Source organism: Paenibacillus lactis (assembly GCF_017873605.1).
GTDB lineage: Bacteria > Bacillota > Bacilli > Paenibacillales > Paenibacillaceae > Paenibacillus_AQ > Paenibacillus_AQ lactis.
Genome location: NZ_JAGGKI010000004.1, coordinates 415,110 through 438,293, shown reverse-complemented (window position 1 = coordinate 438,293; position 23,184 = coordinate 415,110). Strand labels below are relative to the sequence as shown.

Sequence of the window (23,184 nt, the reverse complement as noted above, 5' to 3'; positions counted from 1 at the left end):
GCTCATGCATCATGCGCTCGATTTCATCTTAGCCTGCGAAGTCCCTAATATGAGAGAAAGTAGGTACGTAATCGATGAAGTGGACTGCAGCAGATTTAACCTTGGAGCAAAAAGTTGGACAAATGTTCATTTGCGGATTCAATGCGCTGACACCGAATGAGCATGCCAGAGTATTGATCGAACAGCATCAGATCGGCGGCATCTGTTATTTCCGCCGCAATGTGGAGACCCTGCCGCAGCTTGCGGAGCTGTCGGAAGCCCTCCAGCGCATGGCCGCGGAGAAGCAGAGCATCCCGCTCTTGATTTCAATCGACCAGGAGGGCGGCATGGTTGCCCGCATTGACCATGACGGGATCAGCCGCATTCCTGGAAATATGGCGCTCGGCGCTTCAGGCAGCGTGGAGGATTGCTATGAGGTGGCAAGGATCGGAGCCCGCGAGCTGCGCTCCCTCGGCGTAAACATGAACTTCGCCCCTTGCCTTGATGTTAACAATAATCCGCGCAATCCGGTCATCGGGGTGCGTTCCTTCGGCGAGGATCCTGAAGCGGTGGCAGCCCTTGGCGCGGCAAGTATCAGAGGATATCAGGAAGAAGGCGTATCCGCTACGGCCAAGCATTTTCCCGGGCACGGCGATACGAGCGTCGATTCCCATCTGGGCAGAGCGTCGGTTCCGCATGACAGAGAGCGCTTGAACCGGGTGGAGCTGTATCCGTTCATCCAAGCGATCAAGCATGGGGTAGACGCGATTATGACGGCCCATGTCAGCTTTCCGGCGATTGAGCCGAGCGATCTGCCAGCCACCTTGTCCCGCGCGGTGTTGACCGGACTGCTCCGGGAGGAGCTGGGCTTCGAAGGACTGATCGTAACCGATTGCCTGGAAATGCACGCCATTTCCAAAGAATACGGCATACCAGAAGGCGCCATCCGCGCGATCCAGGCCGGGGCGGACTGTGTGCTCGTCAGCCATACGCTCTCGGAGCAGACCGCGGCGATTACAGCTGTCATCGAGGCTGTCCGGAGCGGAAGAATTCCGATGGCGCAAATCGATGCTGCCGTGGGCCGGATCCTGGCTTTGAAGGAGCGTAATGCCAAGCTGGCAGCCGAGCTGCCGGTTCAGCCCGTAGCCCGGGTGAGCGAGGAGACGAAGCAGCTGCTGTTCGATATTGCAGGTAGAGGCATTACGCTTGTCAAGGACGAGGGACAGCTGCCGCTGCAGGCGGAGGAGCCAGTAGCGGTGATCTGGCCGGAGCTGCTTAAGGCAACCCAGGTTGATGAGGCATGGAGCAAGAGCTATACGCTGGGCAACGCGCTTAGAAGTAGAGGGGTCCAGGCGGATGATGTGCGCGTCGGCACCAATATGACCGATGAAGAGGTAGAGCAGGCGCTTCAAGCGGTGAGCGGTTATACGCAGATCGTAGTCGCTACGTATACCTCCGAGAGTCGTCTTCCGGAGGGGCAGAAGAAGCTGGTGGAGCGGCTGTCCGCGCTCGAAGGCGTAACGTTGATCGTCGTTGCGACCCGCAACCCGTACGATCTTATCGATCTCCCGCCGGTTCCTGCGTATTTGTGCACGTATGAAAATACACCGTACTACATGCAAGCCGCTGCGGATGTGCTTCTCGGTAAGCTAAAGCCGGGCGGCAGGCTCCCGGTCGGAATCAGCGAGACTTATCCGCTGGGCTGGAGCTATAACCAGAACGTTGCAAACCGTTAAATCACGATAATTAACGTTAAATCACGTGAAAAACCGGAGCTATCCTCCTGGAGGGGGCTCCGGTTTTACTATTATCCTGACCATTTATAGCAACTTTTCAGGATTTATGGCGTCTAATAGTATGTCTGATAGAGACAGTAGAGACTATAAAGCAGTTTTAAAGGAGTAGAGGATGAACTTCAGAAGAATCTCATTGATCACCGTCCTTGCTGCGGCACAGGTATTTGCAGCCGTTCCGGCAGCGGCAGCATCACCGGATTTGACGGCTCCGGCCCAATCCGCCGGTTCGACGCTGCAGTCCACTGCGGTGGAACAAGGTGAGCAAAGCCTGCAGCAGCAGACGGATCAGCAAGACGTACAGCCAGAACAGCAGTCAGTAGAAGAACAGTCGGTCGAAACGGATTCAATAGAAACGGATTCAGCACAGCAAGAAAGTGCGGATTCGATTCCGGATGAAGCCGAGGGAGTTTCATCATCCGTTGATACGGAGCAAGACAGTAAACAGTCAGCGAATCAGCAGCAAGCAGAGGAAGAGGGGAACGGTTCGGGAGAGACCGGGAATAGCTCCGGTAACACCGGGAACGATACGAACATATCGAGCACCTCCGAAACATCGCCGGCTTCCAAGAATGAGCTTGTGCTTTTGATGAACAGTGACGTGATGTACCATAACGGACAGCGCTATAAGGCCGGGGAGCCGATGGCCGTCAAGAAAGGCGTATCTTATATAGCGGTACGGGCAATGGTCGAGCGTGCAGGTCTTAAGCTCTCTTTTGACAATAAGACAAAGGAAACCATTATCATCAAGGATGGCAATGAGCTCCGCTTTAAGACAGGGAGCAGCAATTATAAAGTAAACGGACAGGTCCGCCCGATGAAGGGGCCGGCCTATATTTCCAACAATGTGTTTATGGTTCCATTAACTTCGATTACGCAAGCGCTTGATATTCCATATACGGTTAATCAATCCGAGAAGAAAGTGATTCTTGACCTGTCCCGTAGCGGCAGCGGAGACGGAGGCAGCAGCGACGGCGGAAGCACGCAGCCTGAGCCGGGAGACGGCAGCGGGGGCAGCCAGGTGCCTAACCTTCCGAATCTTGGTCCTAACGATCTGATCCTGATGATGAACAGCGACGTTATGTATCAAGGCGGCAAGATGTATAAGGCCGGACAGCCGATGGCCGTAAAGCGGGGGGTATCCTACGTCGCGATCCGATCGCTGGTCAATCGGGTAGGGCTTAAGCTTACCTATGACGCGAAGACGAAGGAGACGATTATTATCCGCGGCGGCGACGAGCTTCGGTTCAAAACGAACAGCAGCGTGTACACCGTCAACGGAGAACGCAGAACGATGAAGGGACCTGCGTATCAGAGCAACAATACGTTCATGGTACCGCTGACAAGCATTACGCAGGCACTGGATATTTCCTATAAGGTGGACCAGCCGAACAAACGCATTATACTCAGCCTGAGCACGAAGCCGATCGCGTCCTTCACCGTGTCGCCGGCCGAAATTTATGCCGGAGAGACCTATGTTACGTATCGGACGAATGCCTATTCCCCGACAGGACTTCCCATTGTGGATGAGCGCTGGGAGGGACGGGAGGAGATGTTTAGCCAGCCGGGCACCTACCCTGTCACCTACTCGGTTCAGGATTCAAGCGGCGAGTGGAGCGATCCATACACGCTGAATATTCAGGTCCTCGCACCGAATACGCCGCCGGTCGCCATGTTCACGACAGACAAAGAACAATACAAGATGGGTGAGAAAATCACCTATATCGACCAGAGCTACGACCAGGACCCGGGCGATGAGCTGACTTACAAATGGGAAAATAACGAAAAGGCGTTCTTTACCGCGGGTTCGCACAAAGTCCGGTTAATCGTAACGGATAAAAAAGGCGCGACCAGCACGTACGAGAAGGTCATTACCGTGACGAACGAGGTATTGTATACCCAAGACCAGTTCAACCAATTGTTTACGGATATCGGCGATAGCTATTCATTCAACGGCTCCGTGGTACCGACTTGGGACTTGCTGCCGATTACCCGAAGCTCCGAGCCGACGATGCTGATCCGCAGCAACTCGCCGGAGACGGTGTACCAGGAAGGGATCGTTTATCGGGAGACCGGCAACGGCAGCACCCGGTTCATGATCCATCATATGAACGCTACCGGGAAAAATATGAAGATGTACGTCGTGGCCACCAATATCAACAGCTTACCGACAAGGCTGACAACCGAATATTCCGGCATGGGCGGACCGATCAATATTCCGACCGCAACAGGCAAGGCGGCTGTGCTTCGTTACCTGGAATCCATGCAGTCATCGGCCGATTATCAATCCATCACGATGGCTCCGGGGGAGAGCAGAGTAATTCTGAAGGATCTAAGCGCCCAATCGCTGAAGAACGGGCAGGTTGTTTCCATGCTCGCTGACCTGTATTCGGATGCGCCGATCCGTTATGATGTCATCATGATCGATGAAACGAAAGACCCGATCCAGAAGCTGCCTCACCTGATTTTGCAGTCGCCGGACGGTGTGCATAATCGGGGATCCTATGCGGATTCGACGAGAATCATCGAATCCTACGAGCTTGTAGGCAACAAGCCGGGGCGTCTTGCGATCGGGGACAATACGAATGACCCGAACCTGGAAGGATACGACGGGATTAACGGCTCCTATACAACCAATGCCGGCAATTTCGGCGTCCTGTACAAAATCAAGCTGCACCGCGTAGCGCCGAATACGCTGATCACGCTGAATCCGCGCGGCGGCAAATACATGGGTGCCATGATGGTCAACGGCAAGATTATTCAAACGCCGAATACGAGCAATGGAGCGGTATCCGCTCCGAACGATGCAGCCGTGCTGTATCGAACAGGCAGCTACGAGGAAACGGTGGAATTTCTCTTCACGGCAGCGCCGGGAAGCAGCCTTCCGATCAATCTCCTTGTGCAGCCGCTGCCCGAGTTAAAGAACGAATCCTGATAAGATGATGAAATTGTAACGATGAATGTTGTTAGCACCGGGCACAGCGATCCTAACATGACCGCTCTTTGGTGCAGGGGAGGCTGTTTTCGAACCGTAAATAACGGTTTCGAAGACGGCCTCTTTCCGGCTTCATGGCGGATACAGCTGCGGGCTCAAGCGTAGTGCCATAAACTGACGTTCGGGCAGGAGGGATAACCGCTTTCATTGACGATGGCTGTTTTTTCAGGCATTATTAAGGGAGTTGACACGAACAGGAGGTCACTTGCGTATGCTTACGACGGAACAGATTATTGACGCCATGTCGGAACATGGGCTGCGCATTACCGATCAGCGAAAGACGCTTGCCAAATTGTTTGGAGAGCATGAGGGCTATCTGACAGCCAAGGACGTTTATGAATATATGGGCCGGAAGTACAGCGGGCTAAGCTTTGATACGGTATATCGTAATTTGCGGGTCCTGTATGAGCTCGGCTTGCTGGAGCAGGTTGTGTTTGAGGAAGGCATCAAATTCAGAGGGCGCTGCAGCGAGGATCATCACCATCATCACATGATCTGTCTGCAATGCCAGAAAACGTACCCGATTACGTTCTGTCCGATGCAGCTGACCGACGCGCCGGACGATTTTCAAGTCGTCCAGCACAAATTCGAGGTGTTCGGCTACTGCCGCGATTGCTGCAAGGCGGATGCCGGCGGACAGGCGGCCAAGGGCCAAGGAAAGCAGGAGCAACAGGTATGAGCACCGCACGCCGGGTGGTGAAGGTTCCGATCCACTTCTATCGGAAATTCATCTCTCCATTAAAGCCGGCGACCTGCCGTTTCTATCCGACTTGCTCAGCCTATGCCCTTGAAGCGATCGAAGTTCACGGTGCTCTGAAGGGCTCCTGGCTGGCTGCTAAACGGATTGCCAGATGCCACCCGTTTCATCCCGGGGGGATCGATCTTGTCCCGCCCCGGAAGGGCGAGGAGCCGGCACCGATGGAATAGGCGGTTGCAAGCTGCCAGATGATGAGCGAATAAATTCTATGAAATTGCCCATGCTGTGTTCATAAGAGCAAGATACACCTTGACACTCGTTGTTATGGTTGATTAAAATGGATACAACCTATTAATCGAGATCAAAAAGTGGGATTTTCAGCACCAAGAAGGCTGGATGAAGCTAGGGACTGAGGAGCGGAGCGTACGTTTTGGGTACGTGAGCACCGGAAGGCCCGGCTGAATTCAAGAATCGATGCCGAGTTACTTCTTGTCTCACTTCGTGATCAAAAGACGACTTTTTGATCAACCCTTTTATAATGATTTCCAATGAAGAGATAAGTACGAGAGCTGTCGCCTTGTCCAGAGAGCCGGGGAAGCTGCAAACCGGTCTTGGCGCATTTCGGAAAATGGTCTTGGAGGAACCGCTTTTGAGCGTGCAGCTGAACAAGGATGGCTGCCGTAAAGGAGCGGCGTGAGCCAGCGTTAATGGCGGTCCGCGAATGAAGCGGCAGATGAGCCTGTAACCTGTAAGGGTTGCGGGGAAATTGGGTGGTAACACGTGAGATCAGCTCTCGTCCCATTGGGACGGGAGCTTTTTATGTTGTTTCGAGCATCTCCATTTCATGGCAAAGGAAGGATTACAATGACAGACAAGAAGACATTTTACATTACAACCCCGATCTACTATCCGAGCGACAAGCTGCACATCGGACATGCGTACACGACGGTGGCCGGCGACGCGATGGCGCGCTACAAGCGGCTGCGCGGATATGATGTCCGTTATTTGACGGGCACGGATGAGCATGGTCAGAAGATCGAGCGGAAAGCGGCCGAAGCCGGCAAAACGCCGCAGCAATTCGTTGATGACATCGTGGCAGGCATTAAGGATCTCTGGAAGAAGCTTGACATTTCGAATGAGGATTTCATCCGGACAACCGAGAAACGCCATACGTCGGTTGTACAAGAGGTATTCGAGCGGCTGCTGAAGCAGGATGACATTTACAAAGGCGAGTACGAGGGCTGGTATTGTACTCCTTGCGAATCGTTCTTCCTGGAGCGTCAGCTGGTTAACGGCAACTGCCCGGATTGCGGCCGGCCGGTTGAGCTCGTGAAGGAGGAAAGCTACTTCTTCCGGATGGGCAAATACGTGGACCGTCTCCTGCAGTATTATGAGGAGCACCCGGATTTCATTCAGCCGGTATCCCGGAAGAACGAAATGATCAACAACTTCATCAAGCCGGGTCTTGAGGACCTCGCCGTCTCCCGTACAACCTATGAATGGGGCGTCAAGGTCAAGAGCGATCCGAAGCATGTGATCTACGTATGGATCGATGCGCTGCTGAATTATATCACGGCGCTTGGCTACGGCTCGGAGGACAGCTCGCTGTTTGACCGGTATTGGCCGGCGGATGTACATCTGATGAGCAAAGAGATCGTCCGGTTCCATACGATCTACTGGCCGATCATTCTCATGGCGCTGGATCTGCCGCTTCCGAAAAAAGTGTTCGCACACGGATGGCTGCTGATGAAGGACGGCAAAATGTCCAAATCCAAAGGCAATGTGGTCGACCCGGTTACGATGATCGACCGCTACGGTCTGGATTCGCTCCGTTATTATTTGCTGCGGGAGGTTCCTTTCGGAGCGGACGGCACATTCACACCGGAAAGCTTCGTCGAGCGGGTGAACTCGGATCTGGCCAATGACCTCGGCAATCTGCTGAATCGGACCGTGGCGATGGTATATAAATATTTCGACGGTGAGGTTCCCGCCTTCAAGGCAGGCGTGACCCCTTACGATTCATCCATCGAGGAAGCTGCTAAGGCGGTCTATGATAAGGTCGAGACCGCGATGGAGAATATGGAGTTCTCCGTAGCTCTAACGGCAATTAGCCAGTTCGTCAGCCGCAGCAATAAATATATCGATGAGACCCAGCCGTGGGCACTGGCCAAGGATGAGAGCAAACGCGAAGAGCTTGCATCCGTCATGAGCCATTTGGTGGAGACGCTGCGTGTTGCCTCGATCCTGCTGCAGCCGTTCCTGACCCGGACGCCGAAGAAAATCTGGGAGCAGCTCGGTCTCTCGGAAGGAGATCTGACAACGTGGGATAGCGGCCGCGACTTCGGTGCGATACCGGCGGGAACGAAGCTTCAGAAGGGCGACCCGATCTTCCCTCGCCTCGATCCGGAGCAGGAGGTCGCTTATATCGCCGAAGCGATGACGGGCGGTGCAAAGGCTGCTGAGGAAGCCAAGAACGATCCGCAGCCGGCGGCTTCGGCTGCGGATGCCGAGGAAGCACCGGAGCTGAAGGAGGAAATCGGCATTGAGGATTTCGCCAAAGTCGAGCTTCGTGTTGCCCAGGTTACAGCAGCCGAGCCGGTGAAGAAGGCCGACAAGCTGCTAAAGCTGCAGCTCGATCTGGGCTTTGAACAGCGTCAAGTCGTGTCCGGAATCGCGAAGTTTTACAAGCCGGAGGAGCTGGTGGGGCAGAAGGTCATCTGTGTGACGAATTTGAAGCCGGTGAAGCTCAGAGGCGAGCTGTCCCAGGGCATGATCCTGGCTGCCTCGAAAGGCGATCAGCTCACGCTCGCAACGGTGCCGGAGAGTATGCCGAATGGCGCAATCGTCAAATAATTAGCGCTTGAAATTGAATGAAGAAGGTTAGAAGGGTGTACCCTGTTAACGGGTACGCCTTTTTTCTATGGAAGGAACGATATGAGCAAAAAATTAATAGTAACGGTTACGATGTAGTTGACAATCTCGTTTTTCTTCTCTTATAATCTTGTTAGTAATGTTTACGATTAGATAGAACGGAGCGGGTGAGGGAATCATGAGCAGGAACAAGAAAGCGAAGTGGACATGGGGAATGGCAGCATTGCTGTCGGCACTGCTAATCGTGTCAGGCTGCGGCAGCAAATCCGGCGGCAGCATTGTGGAAGGGAAAATCAATGTCATAACGACCTTCTATCCCATATATGAATTTACGAAGGAAATTGGCGGTGAAGAGGTTAATGTCGTTAATCTGCTGCCGACCGGAGTCGAGCCGCATGATTGGACGCCGAAAAGCCAGGACATGGTCAATGCCTCCAAGGCCCAGTTGTTTCTATATAACGGTGCCGGATTTGAAGGCTGGGTTCCTTCATTTCTCAAGGGACTGAATAAAGATTCCGAGGTGAAGGCCGTCGAGGTAAGCCAAGGCATTCAACTGATTGATGCCGAGGGAGATGACGGCCATAATCATGGAGCCAGTGACGAGGCTGGACATGAACACAGCCATGAAGCGGCCGGAGAGGCCGCAGAAGAAGAGCGTGATCACAGTCACGATGAGGCCGCAGCGGAAGAGCATGCCGCAGGGTCGGGCACAGCCGAAGGAACCAGCCATCATACCGATCCTCATACATGGGTGAGCCCGAAGTCAGCCTTGATCATGGCCGAGAATATCAAGAACAGCCTGGTCGATGCGGATCCGGAACATAAAGCGCAGTACGAACAGCGTTATGAAGCGCTGAAGGATAAGCTTGCTAAGCTCGATCAGGATTTTACCGAACAATTGTCCGGCCTTCCGAAGAAAGACATCGTCGTCTCCCATCAAGCATTCGGATATCTATGCCGGGACTACGGGCTTACGCAGCACGCGATCATGGGATTGTCCCCTGATGCCGAGCCGCGCGCGCAGGATATCGTGAATTTGACGAAAACGGTAAATGAAAAGGGGCTCCGTTACGTATTCTTCGAGGAGCTTGTGTCGGATAAGCTGGCCAAGACCCTTGCAAATGAGGCCGGTGTAGAGACGCTTGTCCTAAACCCGGTAGAGGGATTGACGAAGGAGCAGGCGGAGAACGGAGAGAACTACTTCACGATTATGGAGAAAAATTTGCAAAATCTAAAGAAGGCCTTACAATAATAGAGAAGGGGGGAGCTAAGTCCCCTCTTCTTCCTGTCATTACAGGGTATAAAAGCTGCATAAATTTTGATAGCAAAATTTAAAGATAGAAAGGCGGCCAGGTTATGGAACCGGCAGCACAGGATTGCCACCAAACGATTATACAAATCGATAATGTATCCTTTAATTACCGGGATCAGAAGGTGATTAAGGACTTGAATTTCTCAATTAAAGAGCGGGACTTTGTAGGCATTGTCGGCTCGAACGGAGCGGGCAAGACCACCTTGCTGCGGATGATCGTCGGGCTTCTGCCGGCTGCGGAGGGCTCGATCGAGCTGTTCGGCCAGCCGATCCGCAAATTCCGGGATTGGGAGCGCATCGGCTATGTGCCGCAGAAAAATGCGTTCAATCCGCTCTTTCCCGCTACCGTCCGGGAAGTCGTTCTTTCGGGATTATATAACCGTAAGAAGATGTTCCGCCGCATCAGCCGCGAGGATCACCGCAAATGCGAGGATGCCCTGGAGGTTATGCGGATTCAGGATATTGCGGATAAGCGGATCGGCGCATTGTCCGGCGGCCAGCAGCAGCGCGTGTTTCTCGCGCGCGCGCTGATCAACCGTCCGGATCTCCTCATATTGGACGAGCCGACAATCGGAATCGACGCCGAGACGCAGGCCGGTTTTTTCGACTTGATCACCCATATGCATGCGCATCACCACATGACCTTTCTGATGGTCACGCATGATCTCGATATGGTGAAGGATTATTTGGGAGAATCGCCGGTATCGCATAACGGAAAAATCCAGTTTTTCGTTCGGCATTCCCATGAGATCGAAAACTGCGAGATCGAGGATCTTCAGCATTCTCTCGTTTAAATTAGGTATTAATTCATTGGATGCAAGAGAAGGAGACGTTGTCATTGCTTGATATATTGCAAAGCGATTTTTTTCAGCGGGCGCTTGTCGGGGGAATATTGATCGGCATCACCGCACCGCTCATCGGAATATTTCTTGTGCTGCGCCGGCTGTCCATGATCGGAGATACGCTGTCCCATGTGACGATTGCCGGCGTTGCGCTCGGATTTCTGATTGAAGTATACCCGCTGGCTGCCGGGCTTGTGTTCGCGGTTGCGGCATCCTTCGCGATTGAGAAGCTGCGAAAGGCGTACAAGAGCTATGCCGAGCTGTCCATTGCGATCATCATGTCAGGCGGCGTAGCGCTCGCGTCGCTGTTCTTCACGCTGGGAATGGGCTATAATACGGATGTCATGAGCTATCTGTTCGGCAGTATCTACACTTTGGATACGACGGATATATATATGGTTGGCGGCGTTACCGTTATCGTCATTGCCGTGGTCTTCCTGCTGCTTAAGGAATTTTTCCTGTTAAGCTTCGAGGAGGACGCTGCCAGCGTCAGCGGACTGCCGGTCAAAGTGATGAACATGGTGATCACGGTATTGACCGCGCTCGTCGTCAGCACGGCGATCAAAATCGTCGGCGCACTGCTCGTGTCCGCGCTTCTGACGATACCGGTTGCCATCAGCCTGCTTCTGGCACGCAGCTTCCGGAGCTCGATCATTCTGTCCGTGGTCATCTCGGAGATCGCCGTCATCGGAGGTTTGATGCTGGCCGGCGTATTTAACCTGGCGCCTGGAGCAACGATTGTACTGCTGCTGATCGGCCTGCTCATCGTCGCATTGGTCGGCAAAAAGGGTTTTACGACGTAAGGAGGTCTAACATTCAATGGCTGATATTAACGTCGGCATCGCATTTGCAGCCGGATTCGCATCCTTTATATCCCCATGCTGCTTGCCGTTATATCCGTCTTATTTATCCATCATCACCGGCATGTCGGTCAATGATTTGAAGAATGAGCAGAACCGCAAGGAGGTCCGCTTCCGGACGATGACGCATACCCTTGCGTTCATTCTTGGTTTTTCGGCGGTTTATTACACCCTTGGATGGGGAGCGGGGCTGTTCGGGGAGTTCTTCATGGAGTACCAGGACCTGATCCGCCAGCTGTCCGCGCTGTTAATCATTGTTATGGGGCTTATGCTGGTCGGCATTTTCCAGCCCCGATTTTTGATGAAAGACCGGAAATTCAACTTTAAATCCAAGCCGACCGGATACATAGGAACCTTTCTGTTCGGAATCGGATTTGCCGCAGGCTGGTCGCCTTGCGTCGGACCGATTCTGACCGCGATTATCGCGCTTGCCGCTTCGGATCCCGGCACATGGTTTCCGCTGATCACATCTTACTCGCTGGGCTTTGCCGTACCGTTTTTTATTCTGGCCTTTTTCATCGGATCGACGCGGTGGATTTTGAAGTATTCCAGCATCTTGATGAAGGTGGGCGGCATATTGATGATCCTGATGGGGATCCTGCTGTTTACGGACCAAATGTACAAAATCACAATTTGGCTGCAGGGCATTACGCCTGAATGGCTGAAATTTTGATGCTGCTTGGCTCCTTTTGGCTCCAGGCTCTTGGATATTGGTAAATGATGGGATATTCAGGGGGCCAGGACTTGCCAACAGGTCTAAAAAACATGTATCATTACAAGAGCAGGTAAATTGAGGTTTTGGTACAGGTTATGTAATTATAGAAGAGAGAGGGAAGAAGATGCCGACACCTAGCATGGAGGATTATTTGGAGCGCATCTACAAACTGATTGACGAGAAGGGATATGCGCGCGTTTCGGATATTGCCGAAGGCTTGGAGGTTCACCCCTCATCCGTCACGAAAATGATTCAGAAGCTGGACAAAGACGAATATTTGATATATGAAAAATATCGCGGCTTGGTACTGACCAGCAAAGGGAAGAAGATGGGCAAGCGGCTCATGGAGCGCCACCATCTGCTCGAGGAATTCCTCGAAATGATCGGTGTTCAGGATGAAAATATCTATAGGGATGTTGAAGGAATCGAGCATCATTTAAGCTGGGATTCCATTACGCGTATCGAAACGCTGGTTGAGTATTTCAAGCGGGACGAGAACCGGCTGCAGGAGCTGCGGGACATTCATAACGAACTGGTTAGCGAATCGTAATGGGGCATCTGTCCGCTTGTGACAGATGTCTTTTTAAACGGGTAGGCATATTGAAGATGTTGGGTTCATAGGTTAGCATTACCTGCAAATTTCATATTTTCGGAGGATTAATAGAAATGAAGCTTCGGCGATGGTTACTTGTATTGATCATGCTGCTATTATGTCTCCCGTCGGTAGTCTCCACAGCACAGGCGAAGTCGGCTGGTATCAGCATACAGCTGGACGGCGTGAAGCTGGAAAGTGACGTATCCCCATACATACTGCCAAAAGTGAACGTGACAATGGTTCCGACCCGGGTCATCAGCGAAGGACTTGGCGCTTCGGTCGTCTGGGAACAGTCCAAACGGACGGTAACGATCCGTAAAGACGGCAACACCCTGCAGTTGACCTCGGGCAAAACCTCCGCATTGGTGAACGGATCAGCGGTTGCGCTGGACGCTTCGGTTCAGATCAAGCAGAGCCGTGTTATGGTACCCCTCCGATTCATCAGCGAAAATCTTGGCTTGAAGGTAGAGTGGAACCAATCGGCGCAGCGGATTTCGCTCTTCTCGGGCTCCGAGGTTACCCCCCCGCCCGTCTCTACGGTCGAAGAGGTAAGAGGAGCTTGGATTTCGACGGTATTTAATCTCGACTGGCCGTCGCCTAAGAGCACGAGCGAACAGCAGAAAGCAGAATACATCGCGCTCCTGGATTCTCTCCAGGAAGTCGGCATCAACACCGTATACGTTCAGGTTCGTCCGGCCGGGGATGCCCTGTATCCATCGGAGCTCGTTCCTTGGTCAAAGGTGCTGACGGGGATACAAGGGGCGGACCCGGGCTATGATCCGGTTGCTTTCATGGTCGAAGAGACGCACAAACGGAATATGGACTTCCACGCGTGGTTTAACCCGTTCCGGGCCAACACCGACGTGCTGACCGCGTCGCTGGATCCGTCCCATGTCGCCCTTGCGCATCCGGACTGGATCGTAAACACCGGCAAGCAGCTGTACATCAATCCGGGAATTCCGGATGCGCGCCAACATATTATCGACACGATCATGGAGGTTGTAGATCAATATGATATCGATGGGGTGCATCTGGACGATTACTTCTATCCGTCCAATACGACCTTTAAAGACGACGCAGCTTACCGCTTGTATAATGATGGTTCGTATACGAACATCGGCGATTGGCGGCGGGCGAACATCAATGATTTTGTAGCTTCTTTAGGCCAATCGATACACGAGTCCAAGCCGGGCGTCGAGTTCGGCATCAGCCCGTTCGGTGTGTGGAGGAACGCCTCCGTGGACAAGACAGGGTCCGATACGAAAGCGGGCGTAACCGCCTACGACAGCATGTATGCCGATGTTAGAGCCTGGATCCAGAATGGCTGGATCGATTACGTTGCCCCGCAGATCTATTGGAGCATGAGCAATTCAACGGTTGATTACGATAAGCTGGTGGACTGGTGGGTGAACGAGGTAAAAGGCACGGGCGTCGATCTGTTGATCGGCCATGCCCCATACAAGCTCGGGACGTCCGAGGTCGGATGGCAGAGCGCATCGGAAATTATCAATCAGCTGAAGTACAATCGAGGATTTTCTGAGATCAAAGGCAGCATCTTCTTCCGTGCGGAGAACATTTTGAGCAATCCGTTAGGTCTTAAAGAGCAATTGCAATCATATTATAAATAAGATTTGGCGCACGTCCTACAGGTATGAATCATCCCCCGCCCTCATACATAGTCATTAGACCATGTGAGGCGGGGGATTTTCTGTATGCAGATCAATGCGGTTTTTGAAGGCGGCGGGGTCAAGGGCATCTCTCTCGCCGGCGCTGTTAAAGCAGCCGAATTGGCGGGGATCGAATTTAGCCGCGTTGCCGGAACGTCCTCCGGATCGATCGTCGCGTCCGTGCTTGCAGCAGGGTACCGAGCGGATGAAATCCGGAAGATCATTGAGGAGACTCCATTTCATACCTTCCTCCAGCGCGCACCGGTGTTCAATGCAAAGATCATCGGACCGGCTTTGAGGGTGTTGATCAAGAAGGGGCTATATTCTGGGGAAGCGCTGGAGAACTGGATCCGAAAAATTTTGCTGGACAAAGGCATATTCACCTTCTCCGATATTCCGGCCGGTAAGCTCTACATCGTTGCTTCGGATATTACGAACGGCAGACTGCTGGTGCTGCCGGACGATTTGCGCCAATACGGCATTAATCCGGCAACGTTTCCCGTCGCCAAAGCGGTGCGGATGAGCTGCAGCATTCCCTATTTTTTCGACCCGGTCATTCTTCGGCTCATAGGCAGAGCAGCTAAAGGGAAATCGTTCGCCGAACAATTTGTATATATCGTGGACGGGGGGCTGCTTAGCAATTTTCCGCTGTGGCTGTTTGACCGTGAATCGAAAGGAGGCCCGAAGCCTCTGCCGGTGCTCGGCTTTCAAATGGTGGGGAAGAACAGCAATTCACCGCATGAAATTGACGGTCCCTTCAGCATGCTGACGGCGATGTTCGAGACGATGCTGTCGGCGTATGATGAGCGGTATATCGAGCAGCAAAACCGCAGCCGCACCATCAAAATCCCGACCCTTGGCATCGGCACGACCCATTTTCACCTGACCAAGGAGGAGAGCATGAACCTGTACAATTCGGGCTTGACGGCAGGCACGCAGTTCTTCTCAAGATGGAAACCCGAACAGATGTGAATAAGTAAACAATAAAGCGCAGATTCCGAGGCTGCTGAAGCCTTGAAATCTGCGCTTTTGCTTCTAGTGATATTTCGGTAGATCATCGGAAGGGTCAGACTTGCCCTTCTGACCGTCGATGACCTGGAACGGATACTGTTTGCGTGTTGCGGATGGGCTTGTTTTTCTCGTCGGTTGGCTCTTGCGCGCCAGCTTGGCCGCGGTTCGCTTGGACGGCTTCACCTTCGGACGCTTGTTAAAGCGGCGGGGCGGAAACTTGTACAGCACATAGACGATTGCGACGATGATGGCCGGAATCAGCACCATCATCCTTGTGCTCGGGCTAATCAGCAGGCCCAAAACGCCTACTGCGGCTAACCCGATAGCCGTCCAAAAAATGATCGCATGCCTTCTCATGGATTCATCACCCTTTCGCGGGATCCAGCACACTTCCTGTCACAGTTTGCGACACGGGAACATTCTCGTATTGGGCATCTAATTCACGCATTCTGTTAAAGGATGCGATGGATACTTCGACTTGGTCATCCGTCGGCTCCTTCGTTGTGAGCAGCTGCAGCCACAACCCCGGGTAACCGAGGAAACGGAGAACGGGAATATCTCGCATGGCATTGGTAAGCTTCAGGAACTCAAAGGAAATGCCGAGCACGACCGGAAGAAGAGCGATTCGCTGGATGATCCGTTCTGTCATCGTATCCCATGGGACAACCGAATATACAACGACACCGAGCACGATGGTCAGCATCATGAAGCTGCTGCCGCAACGGTAATGCAGCCTTGTATACTTCTGCACGTTCTTGACGGTCAGCTCTTCACCGGCCTCATATGCGCTGATCACCTTATGCTCGGCGCCGTGATACTGGAACAGCCGCTTGATGACCGGCGTTTGGGAGATCGCCCATAGATAGACAAGAAGCAGGATCAATTTAATGATACCTTCAATCAGGTTATGCACGATATAGTTATCAAATGTATTCCCGAATAAGAAATCCTCAACAAAAACCGGCACGAGGGTAAAGAGCAGCTTGCCGACGATAAAGGACAGCACGCTGACCGCGGCAACGCCGATGATCATGCTTAGGCTCCAGCCGGATTCTTCCTTCTCCTTCTGCTTCTCACGCTCCTCCGGATCCAGGCTGTCGTCAGCGAATGCATCTGCGGAGTAGTTCAGATGCTTCGAGCCCTTGATGGTTGAATCTATCAGACTGACGATGCCGCGAAGAAGCGGAACCTTCCGCAGCTTCCGTACCCATTCCTTATCCTCGCGAGGCACCTCTAGAAACTTGATCTCATTATTCTTGCGACGAACGGCCGTTACGTTGACATGCTTGCCGCCGAACATAACGCCTTCGATTACAGCTTGGCCTCCATAGCTGATCGGGGTTGACTTTTGGGACAACCAGTTCACCCTCCCTGACATGTTTTTCGTTCTATTAACTATTGTATCGAATTTTGAAAGTAATTTCTAGTTGGATTGACCCGTGGGAAGCGGAGCATACTATCTGCTAAAGAAGGGAAGATGAGCATCGACTACCAAGCGAAGGAGGATTCAACATGACCGAAGGTCAATTTCGACAGGAGAACAAGGTGACGAATCCGTTTTTGTACGCCCTGGAGCTGGGGTATTACGCTGGGCTGATTTGGGGAGCAGTAAGATGGATTTTTTATACGCTGAAATTCACGAGGGTGGTGCCCGGCTTCTTGATGGAGCCCTTCTTCAAGCATGAGTTTCTCGTCACCGCGGCGGGGCAGATTGCGGGCTGGCTGTCGTTTATCGCGTTCTCCGTTATCGCTTCGCTGATTTACGTGTTTCTTTTCCGCAAGCTCAAAGGTCCCTGGCCCGGCATCATTTACGGCGTCATTTGGTGGATCGTGCTTTATATCGCCCTCAACCCTTGGCTCCGGTTTACGGCTCCGGTTAAAAAGCTGACGTGGGATACGAACATATCCGAGTTTTGCATTTTTATATTATGGGGACTCTTTATCGGTTACACGGCTGCCCAGGAATTTACCGACGAACGGATGCGCGAGCCGAAGCAGGTTACGGGTTAAAAACAATAAACTTCTCAATCCGATACCGCCTATGGTAAAATAGCACTTGGTTATTTGACGAAAAGGTGGGAAACCCTATGAAAACCATATGGGTGATAAACGGACCGAATTTAAACCTGCTCGGCTTCCGGGAACCGGGGATATACGGTTCGCTCAGCCTGCAGGCGATCGAGGATAATTTGCGCAAGCAAGCGGATGCTGCGGGGATCGGGATTACCTTCTTTCAGTCTAACCACGAGGGTGCGATCATTGACCGGATCCATGAAGCGATCGGGCAGGCGGATGGAATACTGCTGAATCCGGGCGCGCTGACGCATTACAGCTATGCTGTGCGCGATGCGGTCAGCTCGGCGCGGATTCCCACCGTGGAGGTTCATCTTTCGAACATTCATGCTAGGGAAGAATTCCGTCATACTTCCGTCATTGCGCCTGTTGCTGCCGGTCAAATCGCGGGCTTCGGCGCGGCCAGCTACACGCTGGGCTTGTCAGCCCTTTTACAAATTCTGGAGACCAGGGAGGCATAGCGGCGTTTGGATACCCGCTTTGATCCCGGCATGGGTGAGAGGAGATGGAACAATGAGCAGCAAACGAGTAGCAGGACTGCGCGAGAAGCTCGAGGCCAAAGGCTTGTCGGCCATGCTGATCGGTAGCCCGATCAACCGCAGATATTTGACAGGGTTTACGGGATCCGCAGGATATGTGCTGATCACGAAGGAACAGTCGTATCTGCTGACGGATTTCCGTTACATGACACAGGCTCCGCAGCAAGCGACCGGCTTTAAGGTCATTGAGCACGGAGCGAAGGTTATGGATACCGTAAAAGAACTGCTTCAATCCGAAGGCATTGCCTCGCTCGGTTTCGAGCAGGACCATGTTACATACGGGGTTTATTCCGGTTATACGGAGCAGCTTGCACCGATCAGCCTCGTTCCGGTATCGGGTCTGGTCGAGGAGCTCCGTATCATCAAGGATGCCGAGGAATTGAAGATCATGCAGCGCGCTGCCGATTTGGCCGATGAAACGTTCAGCCATGTGCTCACATTGCTTCAAGCGGGCAAAACCGAGCGCGAAATCGATCTGGAGATGGAAATGTTCATGCGCAGCCGCGGCGCGACTTCCTCCTCCTTCGACACCATCGTCGCTTCCGGAGAACGTTCTGCGCTACCGCACGGCGTTGCCAGCGACCGGGTGATTCAAGGCAATGAGTTCGTCACCTTTGATTTCGGCGCACTCCTGGATGGATACTGCTCGGATCTGACCCGGACGGTAGCCCTCGGCAGCCCGGATCCGAAGCTGAAGGAGATCTATGACATCGTGCTCGAAGCACAGCTGCATGCGCTTGCGCATATCAAGCCAGGCATGACTGGACGCGAGGCCGATGCGCTGGCACGCGACATCATCACCCGGTACGGATATGGCGAGTATTTCGGGCATAGCACGGGACATGGACTGGGCATGGAGGTTCATGAATCGCCGCGACTGTCCAAGGCGAGCGACGATATCCTGAAGCCGGGCATGGTCGTAACCGTGGAGCCGGGCATTTACTTGCCGGGTCTTGGCGGTGTCCGTATTGAAGATGATATTGTGATCACGGAAACGGGTATTCAAATATTGACAAGCTCGTCCAAAGATTACACCGTGCTCTAATGAAAGGCCGCAACAACGAACAAGAATTATTCAAACCGTATCCTTTAGGAGGGAAATTCAGTGATTTCAGTCAATGATTTTAAAACAGGATTAACCGTAGAAGTGGATGGCGATATTTTTACCGTTTTGGATTTTCAGCATGTTAAGCCAGGTAAAGGCGCCGCATTCGTACGCTCCAAATTGAAGAACTTGCGCAACGGCAACACGGTGGAGAAAACATTCCGTGCCGGTGAAACGATCGGACGCGCGCAAATTGACAACCGCGGCGTGCAGTACCTGTATGCAAGCGGACAGGAGCATGTGTTCATGGATAACGAAACCTATGACCAGTTCAGCTTGACCAGTGAGCAGCTGGAATGGGAACTGAATTTCCTGAAGGAAAACATGAATGTTAACATCATCAGCTATCAGGGAGAAATTCTCGGGATCAACCTGCCGAACAGCGTCGAGCTGAAGGTAGTGGAAACCGAGCCGGGAATTAAAGGCAACACAGCGACAGGCGCTACAAAAAATGCGAAGGTGGAAACAGGCCTCAATGTGCAAGTTCCGCTGTTCATCAATGAAGGCGATGTGCTTCTGATCGATACCCGTGAAGGAAAATACATCTCCCGCGCATAAGGCTGGCTTATTAGGCGAAACGATCTAATCGCCCCGCCTCTGCCAATATCTTCTGTTGCAACGCGACTCCTGTACGTCAAGTACGGGAGTTTTTTATATTTTCTAGATTGAAGGGCGCTCAGAGCGGCATTTCTTTCAGACGAAAGCCTTGACGGAGGGTGTTACTTTCGTATTATACTGTTTTAAAGTGAGAAACCATGAACCAATGCACTGGTACATACTGATTATCATGTGGGGAGTGAAAGAGGCATTGTCATTGTACGTTATGAAATTCGGAGGCAGCTCTGTAGGCGATACAGAACGCATGAAGCGCGTGGCCGGACGAATTGTAGAGAAACAGGATGAAGGCCATCAGTGCGTTGTTGTTGTATCCGCGATGGGGGATACCACCGACGATCTGATTGATCAAGCTAAACTATTAAACGAGAACCCGCCCGCACGGGAAATGGATATGCTGTTAACGACCGGAGAGCAGATCTCGATCTCGCTTCTCTCGATGGCGATTCATAGTCTAGGGCGCAAAGCTGTATCCTTTACGGGATGGCAGGCCGGATTCCGGACGGAAGCCGTCCACGGCAAAGCCCGTATTACCGATATATCCCCGGAGCGCGTGCACAAGGCGCTGAATGACGGAAATATTGTCATCGTTGCCGGCTTCCAGGGGATGTCGGAAGAAGGCGAAATCACGACCCTCGGCCGCGGAGGCTCGGATACGACCGCGGTGGCGCTGGCTGCAGCGATTTCGGCCGATGTGTGTGAAATCTATACGGATGTGGACGGGGTATACTCTACCGATCCGCGCGTAGTAAAATGCGCACGGAAGCTCCCTGAGATTTCATACGATGAAATGCTGGAGCTGGCGAACCTTGGGGCAGCGGTGCTTCATCCCCGAGCAGTTGAATACGCCAAACACAATCAAGTGAAGCTTGTTGTTAGATCAAGCTTTAATCATAACGAGGGAACGGTTGTTAAGGAGGAAACGAGCATGGAACAAGGTGTAGTGGTCAGCGGTATCGCATTCGACAAGAACGTTGCCAGAATCAGCATTATGGGTGTTGCCGATACCCCTGGCATTCTGGCGCAGGTGTTCGGCGAACTGGCCAAAGAAGGGATCGACGTGGATATCATCGTACAAAGCGGTGTCCAAAACGGGGAAGCAGACTTTTCCTTCACCGTATCCCTGCATGACCGGGAGCGTGCTTTGTCCGTCATCGAACGGATCCGTGGCGAGCTTCCGTACCGCGACGTAACCTCCGAGGACAATCTGGTGAAGGTATCGATCGTCGGCGCGGGCATGGTAAGCCACCCTGGCGTTGCCGCCCAAATGTTCGACGTGATCTCCCGTCAAGGGGTCAGCATTAAGATGGTCAGCACCTCCGAGATCAAAGTATCCTGCGTGATTGACGGAAGCAATCTCGAAGGCGTCGTTCAAGCACTTCATACGGCGTATGGACTGGACACCGACCAGCAGGCAAGCGTCGGAGGCCCGCAGGTTCGCCGCTAAGTTCATATCATTCTAGTTCGGTTCATAGAGCAAAGACTGTCTCAAGGGCAAATGCCCGGGGGCAGTCTTTTTTTTGTTGTGAGATTCGTGTCTATGAAATAAAAAAATAGAGATAAATTCGGGGATGAATGCATATTTTTAATCATCACGCAATGGAAGAAGGAGGGAGAACTTCATGTTGGACAAGTTCGTCGCCAGCATGGCAACGCTTCGGCTGTTCTCGGGCAGCCTCGAGATCGTTGCTGCGATTGTCATGCTGCGGCTGAATCAAGTAGATAAAGCGCTCGCCGTCAATTCCGCGCTAGCGTTTACCGGCCCGCTCATTCTGATCCTAACCACGACAATCGGGCTTGTAGGTATGGCGGATAAGCTGTCATGGGGGAAGATCGGCTGGATATTGTGCGGGGTTGCCTGCCTCTTATACGGAATCTTAAAAAAATGATAGATTCCCGTCATAAATGCAGGGTACAAGCATACACATGGGATAAGAAATCTTTTTAACAGAAGGCAGATTTTCAAAAAAGGACAACTTGGGGGAAATTGATATGACACTGAATTGGCTGGGGCTGTTTCCCGAATCCGTCAAACGAATGCTGCTGAACCTGCCGAGTGAGCTGCTGGAGCATGTGGAGGAGGTGCGAATCCGGGAAGAGCGTCCCCTCGAAATCAATTCGCAGGGCAGATACCACTTCCTGGATCGAAACGGCGGATTGACGCTGCGGCCGGAGGAGGCGTACAAGCCAACACGGGAGGATACACACAGGCTGCTGGATCTGATCAGTAATCATTCCCTTTACACGATGGAAGAGGAGCTGCGGAAAGGATTCATAACGATCCCCGGCGGGCACCGGGTCGGGCTGGCGGGGCGGACGGTTCTCAGCGGAGGGAAAGTGGAGCATATTCGGGATATCAGCGGCTTTAATGTTCGGATTGCCAAAGAGATCCGCGGGGCGGCCGACGAGATGCTTCCGCATTTGCTGGACCGCAAACGCAAGCGTGTCATGCATACTCTGATTCTTTCTCCTCCTCAGCATGGAAAGACGACGCTGCTTCGGGATCTGGCCCGGCAAATCAGCTATGGCCAGTGGGGGGCAGGGACCGTTCGATGGCCTGGCATGAAAGTGGGCATTGTGGACGAACGCTCCGAAATCGCCGGCTGCCAGCGGGGGGTTCCCGGGTTCGATGTCGGTCCCAGGACGGACGTGCTGGACGGTTGCCCCAAAGCAGAGGGCATGATGATGATGATCAGGTCCATGTCGCCGGACGTTCTCATTGTGGACGAGATCGGCCGGGCCGAGGATGCGGAGGCAGTTGTTGAGGCGCTCCATGCCGGCATAAGCGTCATCGCCACGGCTCACGGCTCTTCCGTCCAGGACATGCGGGGACGTCCTGCTCTGTCGGGACTGATCGAGAATCGAATGTTTGAAATGTACGCGGTTCTCAGCCGCACCGGGGATGCAAGGTCGTTCAAGCTTTATGACGGAGGGCAGCGAACGCTTCAGTCCGCTGCCAGCGGTCCGCCTGGCGGTGATGCCTATGCTTAAACTGGTAGGTGCTTTGCTCGTCATTGGTGCAGGAACGCTCGCAGGCTTCTATCAGGCCCAGCAGTTTGCGGTCAGACCAAGGCAGCTGCGGGAGCTGATACTGGCGCTCCAGCGGCTTGAAACCGAGATCAGCTATGGCTTTACGCCGCTTCCGGATGCACTGGAACGAATCAGCGCCTCTCTCCGGGATCCACTGAAATCCTTGTTCGCCCAAGCCGCGCAGTATATGAGGCCGGATTATGGCTTATCGGCAGAGGACAGCATACGCAAGGCTCTGGAGGATTACTGGAAGCGGACTTCCATGAAAAACGCCGAGAGGGAAGTGATGGAACAGCTCGGCGGCGTACTTGGCACCAGTGACAGGCAGGACCAGATGAAGCATATTGCGCTGGCCGCCCAGCAGCTGAAGCATGAAGAAGAGGCGGCAAGGGATGACCAGGCGAAATATGAAAAGATGAGCAAAAGTCTGGGGCTGTTAATTGGAGCATTGATCGTCATTTTGATCTTTTAGCGAGGTGCCAAGG

Annotated in this window: 22 protein-coding genes; 20 read left to right on the top strand and 2 right to left on the bottom strand. The window is 53.0% G+C overall.

Annotated elements, in window-relative coordinates; genetic code table 11:
* The first annotated feature begins 74 nt into the window (after window positions 1-74).
* From J2Z18_RS10835 to J2Z18_RS10780, 12 genes are all read left to right on the top strand, one after another.
* The gene (locus J2Z18_RS10835) at window positions 75-1,715 is read left to right on the top strand and encodes a glycoside hydrolase family 3 protein (RefSeq protein ID WP_028403700.1); all 1,641 of its coding nucleotides are present in this window, start codon (window positions 75-77) and stop codon (window positions 1,713-1,715) included.
* Between the two features lie 172 nt (window positions 1,716-1,887).
* Window positions 1,888-4,707 carry a stalk domain-containing protein gene (locus tag J2Z18_RS10830; RefSeq protein ID WP_028403699.1) on the top strand — a complete coding sequence of 940 codons (2,820 nt, stop codon included), beginning with the start codon at window positions 1,888-1,890 and terminating at the stop codon, window positions 4,705-4,707.
* Between the two features lie 271 nt (window positions 4,708-4,978).
* Window positions 4,979-5,446 (top strand): Fur family transcriptional regulator, encoded by a 468-nt coding sequence (locus J2Z18_RS10825; protein ID WP_007129695.1) that lies wholly within the window; start codon window positions 4,979-4,981, stop codon window positions 5,444-5,446.
* On the top strand, window positions 5,443-5,694 hold the full coding sequence (gene yidD, locus J2Z18_RS10820) for a membrane protein insertion efficiency factor YidD (RefSeq protein WP_007129696.1): 252 nt from the start codon (window positions 5,443-5,445) through the stop codon (window positions 5,692-5,694). The genes J2Z18_RS10825 and yidD overlap by 4 nt, the downstream gene beginning before the upstream one ends.
* Window positions 5,695-6,328: 634 nt before the next feature.
* Window positions 6,329-8,317 (top strand): methionine--tRNA ligase, encoded by a 1,989-nt coding sequence (gene metG, locus J2Z18_RS10815; RefSeq protein ID WP_210094693.1) that lies wholly within the window; start codon window positions 6,329-6,331, stop codon window positions 8,315-8,317.
* A 196-nt stretch (window positions 8,318-8,513) separates the two neighbouring features.
* Complete coding sequence (locus J2Z18_RS10810) at window positions 8,514-9,587, top strand: metal ABC transporter solute-binding protein, Zn/Mn family (RefSeq protein ID WP_210094692.1); 1,074 nt, start codon at window positions 8,514-8,516, stop codon at window positions 9,585-9,587.
* 104 nt (window positions 9,588-9,691) lie between these two features.
* The gene (locus J2Z18_RS10805) at window positions 9,692-10,441 is read left to right on the top strand and encodes a metal ABC transporter ATP-binding protein (protein ID WP_007129699.1); all 750 of its coding nucleotides are present in this window, start codon (window positions 9,692-9,694) and stop codon (window positions 10,439-10,441) included.
* Between the two features lie 20 nt (window positions 10,442-10,461).
* On the top strand, window positions 10,462-11,292 hold the full coding sequence (locus tag J2Z18_RS10800) for a metal ABC transporter permease (protein WP_186311071.1): 831 nt from the start codon (window positions 10,462-10,464) through the stop codon (window positions 11,290-11,292).
* 16 nt (window positions 11,293-11,308) lie between these two features.
* Window positions 11,309-12,022 (top strand): cytochrome c biogenesis CcdA family protein, encoded by a 714-nt coding sequence (locus tag J2Z18_RS10795; protein WP_007129701.1) that lies wholly within the window; start codon window positions 11,309-11,311, stop codon window positions 12,020-12,022.
* 166 nt (window positions 12,023-12,188) lie between these two features.
* Window positions 12,189-12,614 (top strand): transcriptional regulator MntR, encoded by a 426-nt coding sequence (mntR, locus tag J2Z18_RS10790; protein WP_007129702.1) that lies wholly within the window; start codon window positions 12,189-12,191, stop codon window positions 12,612-12,614.
* Window positions 12,615-12,730: 116 nt separating this feature from the next.
* The gene (locus J2Z18_RS10785; protein ID WP_007129703.1) at window positions 12,731-14,287 is read left to right on the top strand and encodes a family 10 glycosylhydrolase; all 1,557 of its coding nucleotides are present in this window, start codon (window positions 12,731-12,733) and stop codon (window positions 14,285-14,287) included.
* Between the two features lie 84 nt (window positions 14,288-14,371).
* Window positions 14,372-15,298 carry a patatin-like phospholipase family protein gene (locus J2Z18_RS10780; RefSeq protein ID WP_210094691.1) on the top strand — a complete coding sequence of 309 codons (927 nt, stop codon included), beginning with the start codon at window positions 14,372-14,374 and terminating at the stop codon, window positions 15,296-15,298.
* A 63-nt stretch (window positions 15,299-15,361) separates the two neighbouring features.
* On the opposite strand, the gene J2Z18_RS10775 is transcribed toward J2Z18_RS10780, so the two are convergent.
* Window positions 15,362-15,694 (bottom strand): potassium/proton antiporter family protein, encoded by a 333-nt coding sequence (locus J2Z18_RS10775; protein WP_007129705.1) that lies wholly within the window; start codon window positions 15,692-15,694, stop codon window positions 15,362-15,364.
* Window positions 15,695-15,701: 7 nt separating this feature from the next.
* Window positions 15,702-16,694, bottom strand: a complete 993-nt coding sequence (locus tag J2Z18_RS10770) for a DUF1385 domain-containing protein (RefSeq protein WP_007129706.1) — start codon at window positions 16,692-16,694, stop codon at window positions 15,702-15,704.
* A 155-nt stretch (window positions 16,695-16,849) separates the two neighbouring features.
* Between J2Z18_RS10770 and J2Z18_RS10765 the strand changes: the two genes are divergently transcribed.
* The 8 genes from J2Z18_RS10765 (at window position 16,850) to spoIIIAB (ending at window position 23,171) form a co-directional block, all read left to right on the top strand.
* On the top strand, window positions 16,850-17,347 hold the full coding sequence (locus tag J2Z18_RS10765) for a YqhR family membrane protein (protein ID WP_007129707.1): 498 nt from the start codon (window positions 16,850-16,852) through the stop codon (window positions 17,345-17,347).
* Window positions 17,348-17,424: 77 nt separating this feature from the next.
* The gene (gene aroQ / locus J2Z18_RS10760; protein ID WP_007129708.1) at window positions 17,425-17,871 is read left to right on the top strand and encodes a type II 3-dehydroquinate dehydratase; all 447 of its coding nucleotides are present in this window, start codon (window positions 17,425-17,427) and stop codon (window positions 17,869-17,871) included.
* Window positions 17,872-17,923: 52 nt separating this feature from the next.
* Window positions 17,924-18,994 carry a M24 family metallopeptidase gene (locus J2Z18_RS10755; RefSeq protein WP_007129709.1) on the top strand — a complete coding sequence of 357 codons (1,071 nt, stop codon included), beginning with the start codon at window positions 17,924-17,926 and terminating at the stop codon, window positions 18,992-18,994.
* Window positions 18,995-19,054: 60 nt separating this feature from the next.
* Window positions 19,055-19,612: an elongation factor P gene (efp, locus tag J2Z18_RS10750; RefSeq protein WP_007129710.1), complete on the top strand. Its 558-nt coding sequence runs from the start codon at window positions 19,055-19,057 to the stop codon at window positions 19,610-19,612.
* A gap of 250 nt (window positions 19,613-19,862) precedes the next feature.
* Window positions 19,863-21,116 (top strand): aspartate kinase, encoded by a 1,254-nt coding sequence (locus J2Z18_RS10745; RefSeq protein ID WP_028403693.1) that lies wholly within the window; start codon window positions 19,863-19,865, stop codon window positions 21,114-21,116.
* A 175-nt stretch (window positions 21,117-21,291) separates the two neighbouring features.
* Window positions 21,292-21,558: a YqhV family protein gene (locus J2Z18_RS10740; RefSeq protein WP_007129712.1), complete on the top strand. Its 267-nt coding sequence runs from the start codon at window positions 21,292-21,294 to the stop codon at window positions 21,556-21,558.
* A 103-nt stretch (window positions 21,559-21,661) separates the two neighbouring features.
* Window positions 21,662-22,660: a stage III sporulation protein AA gene (spoIIIAA, locus tag J2Z18_RS10735; RefSeq protein WP_007129713.1), complete on the top strand. Its 999-nt coding sequence runs from the start codon at window positions 21,662-21,664 to the stop codon at window positions 22,658-22,660.
* Window positions 22,653-23,171 (top strand): stage III sporulation protein SpoIIIAB, encoded by a 519-nt coding sequence (gene spoIIIAB / locus J2Z18_RS10730; protein ID WP_007129714.1) that lies wholly within the window; start codon window positions 22,653-22,655, stop codon window positions 23,169-23,171. The genes spoIIIAA and spoIIIAB overlap by 8 nt, the downstream gene beginning before the upstream one ends.
* Window positions 23,172-23,184: the final 13 nt, after the last annotated feature.